The 17,278-nt window shown below is 39.6% G+C and carries 17 protein-coding genes; 10 read left to right on the plus strand and 7 right to left on the minus strand.

The genetic code is table 11. The features are described from left to right. Positions 1-42: 42 nt before the first annotated feature. Positions 43-1,311, plus strand: coding sequence for an MFS transporter (locus AC2TFD_RS03105; protein WP_335514526.1), 1,269 nt, complete (start codon positions 43-45; stop codon positions 1,309-1,311). Positions 1,312-1,332: 21 nt separating this feature from the next. Here the strand turns inward: AC2TFD_RS03105 and AC2TFD_RS03110 are convergent, their stop codons facing one another. The 3 genes from AC2TFD_RS03110 to AC2TFD_RS03120 form a co-directional block, all read right to left on the minus strand. Then, entirely contained in the window at positions 1,333-3,108 is a 1,776-nt protein-coding gene (locus AC2TFD_RS03110; RefSeq protein ID WP_484674956.1) for an ABC transporter ATP-binding protein, read from the minus strand. A gap of 143 nt (positions 3,109-3,251) precedes the next feature. Further along, the gene (locus tag AC2TFD_RS03115) at positions 3,252-3,725 is read right to left on the minus strand and encodes a redoxin domain-containing protein (RefSeq protein ID WP_484674957.1); all 474 of its coding nucleotides are present in this window, start codon (positions 3,723-3,725) and stop codon (positions 3,252-3,254) included. Positions 3,726-3,883: 158 nt separating this feature from the next. Then, positions 3,884-4,627 carry a C39 family peptidase gene (locus AC2TFD_RS03120; RefSeq protein ID WP_484674958.1) on the minus strand — a complete coding sequence of 248 codons (744 nt, stop codon included), beginning with the start codon at positions 4,625-4,627 and terminating at the stop codon, positions 3,884-3,886. 517 nt (positions 4,628-5,144) lie between these two features. On the opposite strand from AC2TFD_RS03120, the gene AC2TFD_RS03125 reads away from it, so the two are divergent. From AC2TFD_RS03125 to AC2TFD_RS03145, 5 genes are read left to right on the plus strand one after another with little or no spacing between them, the layout of a single operon-like run. After that, the gene (locus tag AC2TFD_RS03125; protein ID WP_484674959.1) at positions 5,145-6,095 is read left to right on the plus strand and encodes an ABC transporter permease; all 951 of its coding nucleotides are present in this window, start codon (positions 5,145-5,147) and stop codon (positions 6,093-6,095) included. Then, positions 6,088-7,038 (plus strand): iron chelate uptake ABC transporter family permease subunit, encoded by a 951-nt coding sequence (locus tag AC2TFD_RS03130; protein WP_335514538.1) that lies wholly within the window; start codon positions 6,088-6,090, stop codon positions 7,036-7,038. Before AC2TFD_RS03125 ends, AC2TFD_RS03130 begins: the two co-directional genes overlap by 8 nt. After that, positions 7,035-7,796: an iron ABC transporter ATP-binding protein gene (locus tag AC2TFD_RS03135; RefSeq protein WP_335514539.1), complete on the plus strand. Its 762-nt coding sequence runs from the start codon at positions 7,035-7,037 to the stop codon at positions 7,794-7,796. Before AC2TFD_RS03130 ends, AC2TFD_RS03135 begins: the two co-directional genes overlap by 4 nt. A 54-nt stretch (positions 7,797-7,850) precedes the next feature. Continuing rightward, entirely contained in the window at positions 7,851-8,801 is a 951-nt protein-coding gene (locus AC2TFD_RS03140; RefSeq protein ID WP_484674960.1) for a siderophore ABC transporter substrate-binding protein, read from the plus strand. Positions 8,802-8,854: 53 nt separating this feature from the next. Continuing rightward, positions 8,855-9,160: an antibiotic biosynthesis monooxygenase family protein gene (locus AC2TFD_RS03145; RefSeq protein WP_335514545.1), complete on the plus strand. Its 306-nt coding sequence runs from the start codon at positions 8,855-8,857 to the stop codon at positions 9,158-9,160. Between the two features lie 76 nt (positions 9,161-9,236). Here the strand turns inward: AC2TFD_RS03145 and AC2TFD_RS03150 are convergent, their stop codons facing one another. Then, on the minus strand, positions 9,237-9,722 hold the full coding sequence (locus AC2TFD_RS03150; protein ID WP_484674961.1) for a hypothetical protein: 486 nt from the start codon (positions 9,720-9,722) through the stop codon (positions 9,237-9,239). Between the two features lie 658 nt (positions 9,723-10,380). Here AC2TFD_RS03150 and AC2TFD_RS03155 point away from each other — a divergent pair. The 4 genes from AC2TFD_RS03155 to AC2TFD_RS03170 all read left to right on the plus strand — a co-directional run bounded on the left by AC2TFD_RS03155 (position 10,381) and on the right by AC2TFD_RS03170 (position 14,509). Next, positions 10,381-10,776: an acyl-CoA thioesterase gene (locus AC2TFD_RS03155; protein WP_484674962.1), complete on the plus strand. Its 396-nt coding sequence runs from the start codon at positions 10,381-10,383 to the stop codon at positions 10,774-10,776. 130 nt (positions 10,777-10,906) lie between these two features. After that, the gene (locus tag AC2TFD_RS03160) at positions 10,907-11,692 is read left to right on the plus strand and encodes a hypothetical protein (protein ID WP_484674963.1); all 786 of its coding nucleotides are present in this window, start codon (positions 10,907-10,909) and stop codon (positions 11,690-11,692) included. Positions 11,693-11,911: 219 nt separating this feature from the next. Continuing rightward, entirely contained in the window at positions 11,912-13,249 is a 1,338-nt protein-coding gene (locus tag AC2TFD_RS03165; protein WP_484674964.1) for an alkaline phosphatase, read from the plus strand. A 165-nt stretch (positions 13,250-13,414) separates the two neighbouring features. Beyond that, a complete protein-coding gene (locus tag AC2TFD_RS03170; protein ID WP_484674965.1) occupies positions 13,415-14,509 on the plus strand; it encodes a cytochrome-c peroxidase in 1,095 nt (364 codons plus the stop codon). Between the two features lie 56 nt (positions 14,510-14,565). Here the strand turns inward: AC2TFD_RS03170 and AC2TFD_RS03175 are convergent, their stop codons facing one another. From AC2TFD_RS03175 to AC2TFD_RS03185, 3 genes are read right to left on the minus strand one after another with little or no spacing between them, the layout of a single operon-like run. After that, positions 14,566-15,549: a metal-dependent hydrolase gene (locus tag AC2TFD_RS03175; protein WP_335514559.1), complete on the minus strand. Its 984-nt coding sequence runs from the start codon at positions 15,547-15,549 to the stop codon at positions 14,566-14,568. A gap of 19 nt (positions 15,550-15,568) precedes the next feature. Further along, the gene (locus AC2TFD_RS03180; protein WP_335567370.1) at positions 15,569-16,711 is read right to left on the minus strand and encodes a glycosyltransferase family 4 protein; all 1,143 of its coding nucleotides are present in this window, start codon (positions 16,709-16,711) and stop codon (positions 15,569-15,571) included. A 28-nt stretch (positions 16,712-16,739) separates the two neighbouring features. After that, the gene (locus AC2TFD_RS03185) at positions 16,740-17,267 is read right to left on the minus strand and encodes a phosphatase PAP2 family protein (protein WP_335514566.1); all 528 of its coding nucleotides are present in this window, start codon (positions 17,265-17,267) and stop codon (positions 16,740-16,742) included. Between the last annotated feature and the right edge of the window lie 11 nt (positions 17,268-17,278).

Genomic DNA, 17,278 nt, shown 5'->3' on the forward strand with positions numbered 1-17,278 from the left:
TTTGGCAAAAATAACTATATTAAAGTTTTGGGGAGGAATACAATGCAGCATAACAATGATGGTTCGTCAGCCATTTCAACAGGAAATATCTTTGCAAATCGAATTGTATTGGCCATTATGAGTTCGAACTTTTTGCTTCAGTTAGGGATTTGGATTAGAAATTTTGCTATTTTATTATATGTTACTGATATTACAAATAATGACCCGCTGTACGTTTCGTTGATTTCGGTTGTTGAATTTACACCGATCTTTATTTTTTCGTTTATTGGAGGTACATTTGCAGACCGATGGAAGCCAAAACTTACAATGGTTTGGTGTGACATGTTATCTGCGGTATCGATTGGATTGGTGCTGTTAGCACTTTTATTTGGTTCCTGGCAGGCGATCTTCTTAGCAACCCTTGTTTCAGCCATTCTATCACAGTTTTCTATGCCTTCTGCCATGAAACTATTGAAGCAGCATGTTCCAGGTGAACAATTGCAATCCGTTATGGCAATGTTTCAATCGTTGATGGCCATCTTCATGGTGATTGGCCCCGTTATCGGAACACTTGTCTATCAAAGGTATGGAATTTATGTATCGATTGGTGTGATGGGAACAATGTTTTTACTTTCAGGCCTCGTACTCATGTTTCTTCCGCGTGATGTAGAAAAGGAAAAAGCAGGTGTTGAAAATAACTTTAAGAAAGAACTAGCAGATGGATTCCGTTATGTGATGTCAAATAAGATTTTGAAATCCATGGGCAGTATTTTTGCTGTATGCGGATTAGCTGTTGGGCTGCTTTCACCATTAATGATTTTTGTGACAATGGAAAACCTAGGCCTGCCTAAGGAATATATGCAATGGCTGTTAATGGCGAATGGGATTGGGATGCTGGCCGGCGGCGGAATCGTGATGGCTTTTGCTAAAAAAATCTCTCCGCAAAAGCTCCTAGCCCTTGGGATCTTTGCAAGTATGGTGTTTACGGTGGGGATCGGCTGGTCAACAAGCTTTGTGATAACGATTATTTTGCAGGTCTTGAATGGAATGTTCTTCCCATGTATCCATATTGGAATTAACACGATTATACTAAAATATACAGAAGAGGCATTTATCGGTCGTGTGAATGGAGTACTTAATCCGCTGTTCATGGGAATGATGGTGATTGGAATGTCAATTTCAGGTGTTGTCAAAATACCGCTGACGATATCCGGTGTTTATACCGTATCTGGTGTGTTGTTTCTAATTGGAACTTTATTGGTGGTTCCACTCTTCAAAGAAAAAGATAAAGGCCCGCATGTCCAGATAACTGAGAACCAACCCCAGAATTAAGATGAAAAAGGTGCAGTAAGCTTAGCTTACCGCACCTTTATTATGCTCTAGGTCTCCGCTCGTTAATTGCTGTTCAGCGAATTCCCGATATAAATCATGGGATTGTATTAATTCGTGATGGGTTCCAATTCCGGTGACTTGACCTTTTTCAATAAAAATAATTTTGTCCGCATCCACAATGGTGGATAAGCGATGGGCAATCACAAAGGTTGTTCGGCCTTCCATTAATCGTGATAATGCCTGCTGGACGATTCCTTCAGATTGGCTGTCTAAGCTAGCTGTCGCTTCATCCATCATTAATATTTTGGGATTACGTAAAAAGGCACGTGCAATCGCGATTCGCTGCCTTTGTCCGCCGGAAAGTTTTACCCCGCGTTCGCCAACTTCTGTGTCCAATCCATTTGAAAAAGATCGAATAAATTCATCAGCATACGCCATTTCCGCTACTTCCCAAAGCCGATCATCTGCAATGGCGTTACCGATCGGTAAACCGTAACATAAATTTTCACGAATGGTTCCTGCCATCATGGCACTTTCTTGTGAAACATATCCAATTTGACTGCGCCATGTTTTTATTGACAGTTCTGTGATAGGGGTATCACCAACCAGTATTTGTCCCGAAGTTGGCTCGTAATAGCGTTCAAGCAAGCCAAACATGGTTGTTTTTCCGCCGCCGCTGGGACCGGCAAAGGCGATCATTTCCCCAGGCAGTGCTTCAAATGTAACATTTTCAAGGACAGGTTCATCTTCACTGTAGGCAAACGAAACATTTTGTACTTGGATGGGCTTATTGGTAATGTCGATTTCCACCCCTTCCTGTCCTTCTTCTAATGGAAGCTCCAATATATCAATGATTCTCTCGGTTGCCCCTTTTGCTTTTTGTAACTGGGTAAAAAACATCGCAAAACTAGTAATGGGAAAAATAATTTGGAAAAGGTAAAGTAAGAATGCAACTAGCGAGCCGGTTGACATCGTTCCATTGGCAACCCTCATTCCGCCGTACCCGATAATCATCACAATCACGATCATGACAACCAGGTACATGGTGGGAGCAATTAAAGCTGTAATCCGTGCTTCTTTAAGACCAAACCTGAGTAATCTTTCAATTCCCGATAATCCTTTTGTTTCTTCATGCTGCTCCGCTGTGGAGGCCTTCATTAAACGGATCTCACTGAGTGTCTGTTGGATGTTCCCCGTAAAAGCTGCCGTTTCATCTTGTAAACCACGAGAGATTTTGGCCATTCTTCTGCCAAGGGGCATCATAATCATAAAGGTAAGAGGAACAGATATTAGCATTAATAATGTCATTTTCCAATCCATGATAAGGAGAATAATAATCGCTCCAATAATCGAGATGATCCCTGTAATGAATTGCGGAAAATGGTTAGAGATTAAATCCCTTACGACACTCGTATCATTAATAATCCTGCTGACTGTTTCTCCGCTGGATTGTTTATCAAAATAATGGACGGGTAATCGAATCATTTTTACCCACATTCGTTCACGCAGCCGGGCAACAATTTTCTGTCCGACAAAACTAAGCAGATAAATGGATACCCCGTTGATGACCGCTTGAAAAATAAACGCTGCACCAATTCCTATCATGAGCGGAATGCTTAAGGTTGAAAGTGAGAAGCCATCCACTAAGTTTTTCGTCAATACAGGAACAAGAAGACCTGCGAGTGTGGTTATCAGGCTCGCAGTTAATCCGATTCCTAATGCAAGCTTAGGGATTTTTGTTGATAATATCAGGGAGATGAATGGCTTAAGACCGTCTTTATTCGTGTTCATTTGCATACTCCAATCCTTGTAAAAAGAATTTATCAATAAGCATGATACGTTCAAATGGTAGCATATGCAATGTTTTTTCTGTGGTGGGTTTAAAGCTCGTTCACTAAAAGGAAAAACATCTCTCGAATTTTTCGGGAGATGTTTTCTGTTTAATGAGTTGACAGCTTTTCCAATTCTGAAAAAACAGCTTCATAATCGTCTTTTTTATCCGCCTTAAAGGAGGTGTTGATGTAGGTGATCATTCCATCTTTATTGATAACAAAGACAGAACGAATCGCGACTTCACCTTTTTCGTTAAACACCTTGTAATCTTTTATCGTTTGTCTCTTCCAATCGGACACTAAGGGATAGGGTAATGTCCCCATGCTGGCGGCAAAAACTCTATGTGAATGAACATGGTCCGCACTAATTCCCAGGACTTCTGCATTTAGCTGTTCAAATCTTTTATAATCCTCTTTCCAAGAGGAAATTTCTTTAATTCAGCCAGGTGTGAAATCCATCCCATAAAAGGCAACAACCACGTTCATCTTTCCTCGATAATCAGAAAGTGACAGCGGGTCCTTTGTTGTTGCAGGCAATGAGAAATCAGGTGCAGTATCCCCAACCTTCAAACTTGCTTCCAAAATAACTCCTCCTTTCTTTTAAGGCTGCGCTAAAAAATCAGCTTTGAGATTTTAACAACAATCTCTACGAAATCAGCCTTATTAAACCAATTCTCTTACCTAGGTTTCCCGGTTCATGAAAAATTAGACAAAAAAAAGAGGGTGCCAGGCACCACATTTTATTTAATCGCTATAGCCTGACTCCCGAATTGGGTCCAGCTGGCTACAAAGTTTTCGAAATTGGCTGATCTGTTTTGGTCACGGTAGAAGGGGTCATTAAAATAGATGTTATTTTCGTCATACCCTGTTACGAGAACGGAATGGGTTTTGAAGGTGATTTTAATTTCCCCATCACTTGTATTCCAGGTTTCCCAATGTTCTTCAGGTAAAAAAGTGTACCTGCTGCCAACAATCACCCAAACCGGTTTCCCCTCGTTGAGTTTCTTTTGTACTGCAGAAAATTGTTCTCCGGTCATATTATCGATTTGGTTTGGCAGGTATTGATTTGCGAGGTCTTCTATTACTTCATGGTAGACGGCTAAACCAGGTTCATTATATGTATACATATTTCCCACAAATCCATGATGGGGATTCCCATAAAATCCTTCGCTTAAATATGAAACCTTAGGAACTTCGTCAGCGAGGGTAAGCTTATCAACAAGCACACCAGCAAAATTTAATAACATCGCCAAACTCGTTACTTCACAGCCTCTAGGCAGTTCAGGGAATTGTTGTATTGCTGGAACATTAAGGAGGACACTTTCCTTGAGGGGAGGCTGCTTATGGTAAACGACTACAGTTCGATTAATATGAATATTTGATTTAAATTCAGCATTGGTTTTAATAGGGGATATAGAAGCTTGATAGATTGGGAAAGTTAAAAGGAGACTGACGATTAATACTCTAGGCCGGCTCTTAATCATAAAATCTACTCCTTTTTCTGCATTTTGTAATCTCTTAGATTTAGAGTCCACGCTTTACGTAGATTACCTGCAACTATATCCCTATTTACTAATTCTTCATCTAGATAGATTTACCTTTATTAATGAAGGATTTATTGGAATATTTCATAAAGCGGCTATTTGAGGTTTACGAGGTTATCAACCTGTTTATGTCACAAATTAGTCAGAAATTAATGAAAATAGTTCTCACTAACCTGTTGACTTGAAAATTATCACTGTTTATAATCAAATGTAAGGGGCGTTGATAATGATTTTCAATGCCGTTTATTTTTGAGATTAAGTGAAAACAATTCTCAATGGATACTTTTTTGATAATGAGTGATAATGATTCTCAATGATATTTTTTTGTAAATAGGTGAAAATGATTCTCATTTAGAGTTGTGATGGTTATCAGTTATAACTATTCTTATTTTGTCTATTGATGATAATAATTCTCATTTATGTGAGAATCATAGAAAAAAGAATGTTGGAGACTACTATGAAGAAACGATACTTACTACTAGCATTAATAGTCTTATCTGCTGCCTCCTTATTTGTGGGAGTAAGCAGTATAACACCAATGGACCTGTTTGATGTTCAATCAGAAGAAACCCAGATTTTCCTGATAAGCAGGCTGCCTAGGCTTGTGGCAATTTTACTTGCAGGAGCTGGAATGAGTATTGCAGGATTAATTATGCAGCAGCTCAGCAGGAACAAATTTGTTTCACCGACCACGGCTGGAACGCTGGATGCAACCCGACTTGGAATTCTTGTTTCCATGCTGTTGTTTGCGAATGCTACCATGCTTGAAAAAATGGCAGTAGCCTTTGCTTTTGCACTTGCCGGGACGTTTGTGTTTATGAAAATACTAGACAAAATTAAGTTTAAAGACGCTATTTTTATACCGCTGGTTGGTATGATGTTCGGAAATATCTTGTCCTCTGTGACTACTTTTTTCGCCTATCGAGCTGACGTCATTCAAAACATGTCTGCTTGGCTGCAAGGTGATTTTTCCATGATTATGAAGGGGAGATACGAACTTCTTTACATAAGTATCCCCATCCTTATCATTGCCTACTTTTATGCCAATCGTTTTACTGTAGCAGGCATGGGTGAGGATTTTTCGAAAAACCTTGGGCTTGCCTATCGGCGTGTTGTCAATATTGGCTTAATCCTAGTAGCACTCGTAACCACCACAGTTGTTTTAACCGTTGGGATCATTCCTTTTCTAGGTTTGATTATTCCAAACATCATCTCGATTTTTAAAGGTGATCATTTGCAAAAAACCTTACCGCATACAGCACTTCTTGGGGCTATCTTCCTTCTGATTTGTGATATATTGGGCAGAATTCTAATTTATCCCTATGAGATTTCGATCAGTCTCATGGTTGGTGTAATCGGAAGCGGAATTTTCTTATACCTATTGTTCCGGAGGAAGGCATATGCGTAATTCACTAAAATTGGTTGTTCTCGCGTTGATCGCTGCGGGAGTTTGTGCTATCTATTTATTTCATGAATTAAATGGAAGTTTTGGGTATGCTCTTCCGAAACGAACCATTAAAGTGTTAGCAATGGTGTTAACGGGTGTCACGATTGCCTATGCAACCGTTGTTTTCCAGACGATTACTCATAATAAAATCTTAACCCCAAGCATAATGGGTCTAGATTCACTTTATCTGCTCTTGCAGACATTGATCATATTCTTTTTAGGTTCTGGTCACATGATTATGGTCAATAAACAGGTGAACTTTTTAATTTCCGTTGTGGTAATGATTATTTTTGCACTTCTTTTATATAAGTTTTTATTTAAAAAGGGCAATCAGCCAATCTACTTTTTACTGCTAGTCGGAATCATTGTTGGAACGTTTTTTTCAAGTATCTCAACTTTCTTTCAAGTATTAATTGACCCGAATGAGTTTCAGATTGTTCAAGACCGTATGTTTGCAAGCTTCAACAATATCAATTCTGACTTGGTCTGGCTGGCAATTATCATAGTCTTGCTTGTGATGATTTATGCTTGGCGTTTTTTAAAGTATTTGGATGTGTTATCACTAGGGCGGGACACAGCTATTAATTTAGGTGTTCCATATGATTCGATTGTTAAAAAAATGCTTGTGATTGTGGCGGTTTTCATTTCAATCTCAACTGCTTTAGTAGGACCGATTACTTTTTTTGGGTTAATTGTTGCCAATCTATCTTATCAATTTTTCAAAACATACAAACACACTGTCCTAATAATGGGTGCGATTTTCATGAGTGTGATCGCCCTTGTTGGCGGACAATGGGTGGTTGAACGTGTCTTTACATTTTCAACCACGTTAAGTGTGATTATTAACTTTATTGGTGGAGTCTACTTCATCTACTTACTGTTAAAGGAGAGAAAAGCTGCATGATTAGTGTCCAGTCATTGTCAAAGTTTTATGGGAAAAAGACAGTTGTAGAAGATGTGACTGTTGATATCCAGCCTCGGAAAATCACGAGCTTCATCGGACCGAATGGAGCAGGTAAATCAACCTTATTATCCATGGTCAGCCGGCTTCTTGATTCGGATACAGGTGAAGTGCTAATAGATAAATCCGATGTAAAAAAGATGAAGTCGAATGAGTTTGCTAAGAAGGTATCAATTTTAAAACAGTCTAACTATATGAATGTTCGTCTTACAATTCGTGAACTTGTTTCTTTTGGACGTTTTCCCTATTCGAAGGGAAGGTTAACGGAGGAAGATGTACGGATTGTAGATCAATCACTTGAATACATGCACCTGACTGAAATGCAGAATAGCTTTTTAGATGAGTTATCCGGAGGTCAAAGGCAGCGGGCATTTATCGCCATGGTTATCGCACAAGATACGGAGTACATCTTACTTGATGAACCGTTAAACAACTTAGATATGAAGCATTCCGTGCAAATCATGAAAATATTGCGCCGCCTTGTGGATGAGCTTGGAAAAACAGTGGTCATCGTGCTCCATGATATTAACTTTGCGTCCGTTTATTCAGATCGAATTGTTGCGATGAAGGACGGTAAGGTCGTGAAGGACGGACCAACAGAGGAGATTATCCAATCTGCTGCATTAAAAGAAATTTACGATATGGATATTCCGATTCAGCAAATGGGCGGCTGCCGTATCTGTGTATATTTTAGTTCATAATTAAAGGCTTTTTTAACAATCATTGCGAAAACAGCAAAAAGGAGAGATCACGATATGAAAAAGTGGAGTTTTTTAGTTGTTATGATTTCTATGATTTTTGTATTGGCCGCTTGTGGCGGTGCGAAGGAAGAAAGTAAGTCAAATACAAGTGATGGAAAAACAGCAGCAGCGGAGAAATTAACGATTGAACATAAGTATGGAGAAGTTGAAATTAATAAAAATCCAGAAAAAGTAGTGGTATTTGATTTTGGAATTTTAGATACATTAGATGAATTAGGTGTAGAAGTAACGGGAGTTCCACAGACGACTATTCCTTCTTATTTAGAAAAATACGCTGGTGAAAAATATACAAACGTTGGAAGCTTGAAAGAGCCAGATTTTGAAGCCATTCATGCTATGCAGCCGGATGTTATCTTTATTTCTACACGACAAGCTGAATTATACGAACAGTTTGCAGAGATTGCTCCAACTGTATATGTGGAATTAGATTATACAAAATACATGGAGTCGTTTGAGAAAAATATGAACCTTGTTGGTGAAATTTTTGATAAAAAAGACGAAGTCGCAAGCGCTGTTGAAGAGATCAACACAAGCGTAGAGGAGTTAAACAAAAAAGCTTCACAACTTGATAAAAAAGCGTTAATCGTCTTAGCAAATGAAGGAAAAGTGAGCGCGTATGGTCCAAGTTCTCGTTTTGGAGTCATCCATGATGTGTTTGGATTCGGAGCAGCGGATGAGAAAATTGAAGTATCCACGCATGGTCAAAGCATTACCTTCGAATACATTATGGAGACAAACCCAGACGTATTGTTTGTTATTGACCGTAACTCAGCTGTAGGCGGAGAAGCTGGTGCAGAAAAAGTAATCGAAAATGAACTAGTCAAAAAGACAACAGCCTATAAAGAAGACAAAGTTATCTACCTTGACCCAGACGCTTGGTACTTAAGCGGAGGCGGATTACAATCTGTAAAAATGATGGCGGAAGAAATCGAAGCAGCATTATAAGTTGCTGAAGTAGAGGTACGGTGCCTGTCACCATTATTGAAATGAGGGAGTTAATGTTTTATCAAATTAGAAGAATCATTGTTAAAGAAGGTTTTGGTGAGCAGGTAGTTGAGAGCTTTTCTAACCGGGGCGGCTTGTTAGCACAGCAGCCTGGATACCTGGGGAGACAGATTCTGGTAAAAAAGGTTCGTCGCGGCGAAGAAGAAGTTATGGTGATGGTTCAATGGGAATCTGAAGAATCCTGGAAAAACTGGGAGAAGAGTCCGGAGCATATCGCTGGGCATAAAGCAAAGCGCGGGGCAGAAAAACCCGAGTATATTGTTGAATCAAGCATGGATCTATACTATGTTAAAGGGTAATAGACCGTGATAGTGATTGAAAGAGGTTGACACCGAGAGGGGAGAGGTTTTTCCCTTTGTGTCAGCCTCTTTTTGGTTATTTTTTTTCAATCTCCACGTTGTGTTCTTCAGCCAGAGCGTCTAGTTGATCATTATAGTCCTCGATTTCAAGGCTCCCCTCTTCTAAAAGTTGATTGGCTTCATCAATGATTCCGGAATCTTGTTTTTCAATTGCCTCAATGATTTTTTCAAAGGCACTATATTGTTTCTGTGCACCTGACAGGTAAATCGCATGTATCTCCTTCAGTTCATCACTTTCAATGCTTACAGTCTCTAATTCGTTCAACAAATCGGTATACGTGGGAATTACTTCATTTACAAGCGCATCATACATGGTTTGATCATCTGTATAGTTTGCACCAGCCACACCCACATACGCAGAAACCGCCTTCTCCTCCAGTGTCTGAGCAGTCTTCAACTCCTCATTTATATAATTCAAAATGTCATCCTGAACAGGCCCGCCACAACCAGCCAAAACAAGCAAACACCCAAACACCGCCACGGCCAACACTCGCTTCACCATCACACCACCTCCACCCAACATTATATGAACCACCGGAAGTCCACTATGTATTAAGAATAGAATGGTGATAAAAAGTGGTTACAAAAAGTGGTGATAAAAAATGGTGACAGGCACCACTCGTGGACACTTTCAACCCCAGGTGGACACTCGGCATACACTTTTATAGAAATTGTCTCAAAAACAATCAAATGCCTAACAATTTTTATGCCAGTCCATCATTAGATAAAGAAACAAGATTAATTACGAATAGGGGATTGAAATGGCGAAGAGGAATAGGGGCAAAACGATTAATTATCTGCCATCAAAAGGCCGCGGGACTTGTCCGTTGTGCGGGAGGACAAGAATTAAGCTGTTATATCCGCAAAAGAATGAGTCTAATCAAACCATTAAAGTATGCAAAAACTGCCGGCTAAAAAAATACTAGACGTTGTTCCTAAGGAGTTTCCTTAGGAGCTTCATTTTTTAATAGGGAAATATATATTTAGAGTTTCAAAACTAGTTTATAGTTAGTTGTTTTAGGTTTGTTATGCTAAGGGGGAGAAGAGATTTTAAAGGCTATCACAAGAATTCTTTTCCCTGCTGTGTCGGGCTTTTGCAGGTATTCCAGTTGGGTGCAGTGAAATACATATTATGATAACAATTGGAGGGGATGGGGTTCATGGATTATACTGAAAAAGAAGTTGTTGTGGAAACAAACCAATTTCATGTTAGTAATGTGCAACTCTATGAATATTTGGATGAGGCACGTACAGATTGGTATAAATATATTCGTATTGCAGGAGTTGAACCTGTATTAGTACATATCAGGGTGGATTTTAAGAAGGAAATCTTTTCAAAGGATAGGCTGCAAATTCGAACTTCGCTTGAACGGGTAGGGAGTACTAGTTATACTCTGAAGCAACTAGTGCTGAATCAAAAGGATGAACTAGCTGCTTCTGTTGTGGTAGTGCTGGCAACCATTGAACGTGAAAAAAGGACAAAGGTTACGGTTCCAAATGAGATTCGCAATCTTCAGGATAATCCATTCGGTTTGGATTTATCTCTGATTAAATAAGTAATGAAAAATCCCAAGGAGTGGTATCCTTAGGGATTTTTTTCTGTTAGAAAGTATTTTATTTTGACTTTTTTAAAGATTTAGATATGATAGAACAGGATTCCAAAAAATAACTATTTATGGAGAAAATATGAAAAAAGTATTTTTGATTATTGGGATACTAGTGGGGTTAATCGTTTTATCACCATTTTTACTGTTAGGAGTATATGCTTTAGACTTTGTCTACTATGGAGCAAATGAACCAAAAGCTGAAAAAGCTGCATTAGAATATCTGAAGGAAAAATATGGCGGGCAGTTTGAAATCGATGATGTCGAATATACAAAAATATTAGGCGATGATGAGGGTGATTTTACCCTTCAGATTCATCCTTTGGCTAATGCAGAAATGACTATCACGGTGAATGTTTCTGAGAATTATCAAGTAACAGAAGACAATTATAAAGAGGAAAATTGGGGAGAACAGTTTAAAAAAGAAATGCTGCCTCCGGTTGCAGCTATTTTTCAAGACGCAGGAAAAATCTATGCTTATGGTTCTTTTCCTGATGAGATTGGGAAGAAGTATCGATTTGAAGACAGCTATCAAACTATTTATAATGAAAATCCTCTTCAGAGCTTCGAACGTATCCATGTAGTAAATTTTGCAGAGCCTTTTGAAAAAGAGAAAGAGTTACAGAAAATTTACGAGCTGTGGGAACTGGTCAAAGATAGGCAATTTAAAAACAATAATATTGAAATCAATTATTATCCAAAAGAGCTTTATGGCAAATTAGCTGCCTCCCCCTCAGATATAAATCAATTTGAAAATGAGTATCGTGACAAAATGTTCTACTTCTGCAGATTCTCACATGAAGAAGAACATGAAAAAACAGTCACATCACCTGAAGATATAGAAGGTTTTTGTAGAGAGTTTAAGTGATAAGATTTGGTGTAAAAAATGACGAAAAAAATTTGGTGACAGGCACCACTCGTGGACACTTTCCACCTCAGGCGGACAGTTGTATCAAAAAAGGGATTGGGCATATCATGCTCAATCCCTTTTTTTCTATTATGTCGGTAGTTGTGTTTTTGTGGATAATTTGTACTCCCTATATCCATAATAATTATATTTGATTCAGGATAATATAGGGGGGATTTTATGTTCATGAAACGTCATGGTAAATGGATTTTTTTAGTTGCTATCAGCTTATTAATCACAGGAACCTACTATCCGGAGATAGGTAAAGCAAATGAGAATAGTAGTGGAATTAGAAATATTATTTTTCTAATTGGTGATGGGATGGGTGTATCATTTACTTCAGGATATCGCTATTTAAAAGATGACCCGGCTACTATCGAGCTTGAATCAACAGAGTTTGGACCGTATCTCGTGGGCCAGCAGACAACCTTTCCGAATGACCCAAGTTATAATATAACAGATTCAGCAGCTGCAGCAACCGCAATGGCAACTGGTGTAAAAACCTACAATGGGGCAATCGGCATAGGGAGCGATCACGCAAAATTGAAATCTGTCCTAGAAACAGCAAAGGAAAAAGGAAAAGGAACAGGGATCGTTGTTACTGCCCCCATCACCCATGGGACCCCTGCCGCTTTTGGTGCTCATGTATTCAACCGGAATAGCATGGATGCCATTGCGGACGAGTATTATCAGGATTTAATAAATGGCAAACATAAAATTGACGTAATGCTTGGAGGAGGCTCCGATTTTTTTATCCGTAAAGATAGGAACCTTGTGAGAGAGTTTGTCAAAGACGGATTCAGCTATGTTACGAACCTTGAAGAAATGGAAAAAGATCATAATCCTCAGGTACTAGGGCTCTTTGCACCGAAAGGGCTGCCAAAGATGATTGATCGTTCTAAAAGCATACCATCTCTGGATGATATGACCACTTCTGCAATAGAACGATTAAATCAGAACAAAAATGGTTTTTTTCTTATGATTGAAGGAAGTCAAATTGACTGGGCCGCACATGACAATGATATTGTGGGTGCTATGAGTGAAATTGAAGATTTCGAGAAAGCATTCAAAGCCGCCATTGAATTTGCAAAAAAGGACGGACACACATTGGTGATTGCAACGGCTGACCATTCAACAGGGGGGTTATCGATAGGAGCACAGGATCAATATAATTGGTTAAGTTCTGTGATAAAAGCGGTTAAGCGCACACCTAATTACATGGCCGCGGAAATAGCCGAAGGAGCATCTGTCAAAGAAACCTTAACGAAGTATATCGACCTGCCTTTAACAAAGAATGAAATAAAATCAGTAGAAAGAGCAGCAAGAACCATGAATGTCAGTACCATAGACAGCGCCATTAAAGAAATAATAAACTTGCGTTCCTTAACAGGATGGACAACCAAAGGACACACAGGCGAAGACGTAAACGTCTATGCGTACGGACCGGGAAGCGAACGCTTCGCGGGTCAAATTGATAACACTGACCATGCGAAAATCATCTTTGATATCTTGAAATAATGCGGTGCCTGTCACCGACGGTGACAGGCACCGCTCGTGGACAGTGTCCACCTCAGGCGGACACCTGGAACAACTTTACTAATTTCTTCACAATGTGGAGCTCCTTTTTAATAAGCCCAATTTTATAATGGTGATAAGATAAAAAACATGAGGAGCTTTCTTACTATGAATAGGTTAGTGAAGGGCACGGTTTTAACAACCTTAATTTGTATCGGTTTATCAGCGTGCGGAGGGCAGGAAGAGGTTAAGGCACCAATAAAGCAGCCTGTAAAGGAGCAAGCCGCAGCGCAAGCGAGTGATCTTGATCCAAAGAAGCTTCTAACTAGTCTCCGCAATCATACAACACTTGTTCCAATTGGGGAGGTACCGGTTCCTGAGGACAATCCGATGAAGCCGGAGGTACTTGAACTGGGGCAGATGCTATTTTTCGACCCACGGCTTTCTGGGAACAACGAGGTTAGTTGTCAAACGTGTCATGACCCTGGAATGGGCTATGGAGAAAATCAGGCTACCTTTAATACGTATACTGGCGGATATGGGGCAAGAAACAGCCCTACGGTTATAAACGCAGGCTATTACAGTACAAATTTTTGGGATGGCCGCGCTGCTTCGTTAGAGGAGCAAGCACTTGGACCAATTGAAAATCCTAATGAGATGAACCAACAGCTAGATGAACTCATCCAAGAACTATCTGCGATCCAAGGCTATCAAGAAAAGTTCCAAGCGGCATTTAACGATGGAATCACTGAACAAAATATCGCAAAAGCGCTTGCTGCCTTTCAAAGGCAAATCGTTGTAAAGGACACACCCTACGATAGGTTTCTTGAAGGTGAAACAGAGGCGCTGACAAGCCAAGAAATCAACGGCTTGAGATTATTTACAGGAAAAGCATTTTGTGTGACCTGCCATAATGGGCCGAACCTTTCAGATAACAATTTTTACAATATTGGTATCAATACCCAGGATAAAGGCAGACAAGCTGTGACGGGACAAGAAACTGACCTGGGGAGAATCCGTACACCTGGCCTTTATGGAATTACTCACACGGCACCATACATGCGGGATGGCAGTCTAGCCACGTTAGAAGAAGTAATAGACTACTATAACCGCGGGGGAGATAACCACCCGAATAAGAGCTTTTTTATGCAAAAATTCATGAGTCCCCTAGGCTTAACAGAACAAGAGAAGGCTGACTTATTAGCGTTTTTAAAAACCTTAGGTGGGGAGCCGCCGGTATTTAAAAAACCAGAGCTTCCATAACAAAAAATCCTAAACCACCCGGCGTTTTGAGTAAAACGCAAAGTGGCTCAGGATTTTTACTTTATTGACGCTGCCAAGTTCTTAATTACCCTTTTGTAATGTTTAATAGACACTAGTTTCCCAGAATAAGAAACCTGTTTTTCGTTACCTAATGAAATAAACACAATAGCAAGCTTAGGGAAAAATTTCTTTGAGCGAAAACGAAGATCTTTCCAATAAATGAAATAGCCGCTTTTCCTTTTTTGAACAAACGGGAAGGCATAATGAGTACTTCTAAGAAAGTTATCTACCTGCTGATCTTTACAGCTATATAAAACTAACTCCGGGTATTCTATTTTTTTGGAAAACGTATGCTCAATCCATAATTGGCTTTGCGAATAAGTTCCAAATAAAAAGTCCAAGTCCGTTTCAATCAGAATGCTCCACTGGAAAGGTGAAGTTTTAGGAATCAATTTTATTTGCAGGGCATTTTGAAAATGCAGTGTTAGTTTCCTTTTTAAGAGCAGGGCTGCTGTCAAACGGATCAAAAGGTAAAAGACGATTACTAGGTAAATAACAGAAAACACACTGCCTGGAGCATAGAAAGGCAGCAGGCTGAATCCAAGAATATGAAACATTATTATATAGGGGTCGACCAAGGGAAGGAAGTCTAAGGAAAACCATTTTGACGAAAATGGGCGAAATGCTTGTGTCCCATTTACGTTAAATAAATCAAAAAGGACGTGGATAGATACAGCAAGTAATGTCCAGAAAAATAAGTGGGAAAAGGAGGTGCCAGTGAACGGAATGAGTAAACAGGTTGAAATGAGTAATGACCAAATTGAGATGGCCGGCAGAGAATGTGACAACCCGCGATGATTTCGGTAATAACAGCTTTTCCCTTTGAGACGATACATGAAATCGAAATCAGGAGCATTAGAACCAACTACGGTTCCAATCAGGACAGCCGTTGATAAGGTGCTGTCGGTTGAAATCATCGGGTCCATTTGAGCAAGGGCACCTAGGCCGAAGCCGATCATAATATGAGAAACTGTATCCATATCCTACTCCTCCTCACCTTCAAGCATATATCTTTTTTACAGGCTCATCGATCACAGAGTAATAATGGTTCACTAAGTTTTCGAATATCTGGTCCCACTTTTGAGTAAGTGCATATCTCCTAGCATTAAGCGCAATTTGAGCCCTTAGTGAATCATTCGTTAACAAAAGAACAATACGCTGGAGAAAATCCTCTGCATTGCCTGGCTCACATAAATGCCCCGTACCGCCATGTGTAACGATATTTTTCACTCCGCCAGAATTTGCCCCAATGACCGGTGTCCCGCTTGCAAGTGCTTCTAGAACAACATTGCCAAAGGTTTCAGTTGGCGATGGAAAAATAAATAAGTCTGAAGCTGAATAAACTTCTGCTAATCCTTCACCTTTTAAATAACCTGTAAAGGTCATATTGGCTGGCGCAATCATTTTAAGTTCTTCAAGGAGCGGGCCATCCCCGGCAATTATCCAGTGTACCTGTTCATTTATCCCAGCAGGTAAAGAGTTTGCGATTTTCATAAGAGTGTGTAAATCCTTTTCTGGGGCCAACCTTCCTACAAAAGTAAGGGTGAATTTTTTAGAAATACCGTACCGGTGACGAACACTCGCCTTATCATAATTGGGATGATAAAGCTGGCAATCGACACCCCTTGGCCAGATTTCCAGGTTTGAAAATCCGCGGATATTTAGCTTTTCTAGCGTATCCATAGATGGGACGAAGAGTTTTTTAAATGGGCTATGAAACCATTTCATGTACTTCCAAAGAGGTTTAGAAAGGAATTCTAGGTCATAAAACCGTAAATAGTCACTGAAATCAGTGTGATAGGAACCGACAACCGGAATATCTAATTTTTTAGCAAAATAAACACCAGAAAGACCGACAGTAAATGGTGTTGCAACATGAATCAAATCTGGGGAGAATTGCTCTATATCTGACTTTATTTGCAAAAAGTTTGGGAAAGCTACCCGGCATTCGGGATACAGGAACAAGGGCAAGCTTTTTAACCTGTGAATATTGTCTGAAACATATTCATTTGGAACAGAATTAGGAGCGAATACCTTATAGGAATGCCCTTGATTTTCAAGATAGTGAGTAAATCGATTGAGTGTCCGTGCAACCCCATTTACATCTGGAAAAAAGGTATCAGTGAAAATAGCAATTTTCATAAAAACCCTCCTCTACAAGTCCTGCATCTTAGTTGATTAAGAAAGAAAAACAAAGACTTCCAAAGCTTGCACCAAGAATAGCTCCTGCAATGACATCAGATGGATAATGAAGACCCAAATAGATTCTCGAAATCCCAACACATAGCCCTAAAGGAATTAGACAAAAGGCTAATAAGGGGTTAAGCAGGACAAATGGGACAATAACTGAGAAAACCGCTGTGGTATGACCAGATGGAAAAGAATGATCCTTTAATGGATTAGGCAAAATCTTCGTGGTTTCCAAAGATAAATATGGCCTCTTCCGAGGGAAAAGCTTCTTTACCAGCTGCACCGGTATATGACTCAGAGCCAAGGACACAGCGCTAGAAATTGCTGCGAGTCTAGTTTGGCCAGAAGAAAAGATAATAAGCAACAAGGCCGTTACACTGATAAAGAATGCTCCTCCTATATGCGTTATCGTGCGAAAAAAGAGATTAAAAAACTTCTTATCAAAATGGCTATTAATCCCTTGAAATACTTTGCATTCGAGGTGATAAAAGGATTGAATTATTCTCATGGTAGGATTCT

Source organism: Neobacillus sp. plas4 (assembly GCF_057221695.1).

Bases quoted from the DNA above. Each gene is read 5' to 3' on its own strand.
- AC2TFD_RS03105 (WP_335514526.1), top strand. From the start codon at position 43: ATGCAGCATAACAATGATGGTTCGTCAGCCATTTCAACAGGAAATATC.
- AC2TFD_RS03110 (WP_484674956.1), bottom strand. From the start codon at position 3,108: ATGCAAATGAACACGAATAAAGACGGTCTTAAGCCATTCATCTCCCTG.
- AC2TFD_RS03120 (WP_484674958.1), bottom strand. From the start codon at position 4,627: ATGATTAAGAGCCGGCCTAGAGTATTAATCGTCAGTCTCCTTTTAACT.
- AC2TFD_RS03125 (WP_484674959.1), top strand. From the start codon at position 5,145: ATGAAGAAACGATACTTACTACTAGCATTAATAGTCTTATCTGCTGCC.
- AC2TFD_RS03130 (WP_335514538.1), top strand. From the start codon at position 6,088: ATGCGTAATTCACTAAAATTGGTTGTTCTCGCGTTGATCGCTGCGGGA.
- AC2TFD_RS03135 (WP_335514539.1), top strand. From the start codon at position 7,035: ATGATTAGTGTCCAGTCATTGTCAAAGTTTTATGGGAAAAAGACAGTT.
- AC2TFD_RS03140 (WP_484674960.1), top strand. From the start codon at position 7,851: ATGAAAAAGTGGAGTTTTTTAGTTGTTATGATTTCTATGATTTTTGTA.
- AC2TFD_RS03145 (WP_335514545.1), top strand. From the start codon at position 8,855: ATGTTTTATCAAATTAGAAGAATCATTGTTAAAGAAGGTTTTGGTGAG.
- AC2TFD_RS03150 (WP_484674961.1), bottom strand. From the start codon at position 9,722: ATGGTGAAGCGAGTGTTGGCCGTGGCGGTGTTTGGGTGTTTGCTTGTT.
- AC2TFD_RS03155 (WP_484674962.1), top strand. From the start codon at position 10,381: ATGGATTATACTGAAAAAGAAGTTGTTGTGGAAACAAACCAATTTCAT.
- AC2TFD_RS03160 (WP_484674963.1), top strand. From the start codon at position 10,907: ATGAAAAAAGTATTTTTGATTATTGGGATACTAGTGGGGTTAATCGTT.
- AC2TFD_RS03165 (WP_484674964.1), top strand. From the start codon at position 11,912: ATGTTCATGAAACGTCATGGTAAATGGATTTTTTTAGTTGCTATCAGC.
- AC2TFD_RS03170 (WP_484674965.1), top strand. From the start codon at position 13,415: ATGAATAGGTTAGTGAAGGGCACGGTTTTAACAACCTTAATTTGTATC.
- AC2TFD_RS03175 (WP_335514559.1), bottom strand. From the start codon at position 15,549: ATGGATACAGTTTCTCATATTATGATCGGCTTCGGCCTAGGTGCCCTT.
- AC2TFD_RS03180 (WP_335567370.1), bottom strand. From the start codon at position 16,711: ATGAAAATTGCTATTTTCACTGATACCTTTTTTCCAGATGTAAATGGG.
- AC2TFD_RS03185 (WP_335514566.1), bottom strand. From the start codon at position 17,267: ATGAGAATAATTCAATCCTTTTATCACCTCGAATGCAAAGTATTTCAA.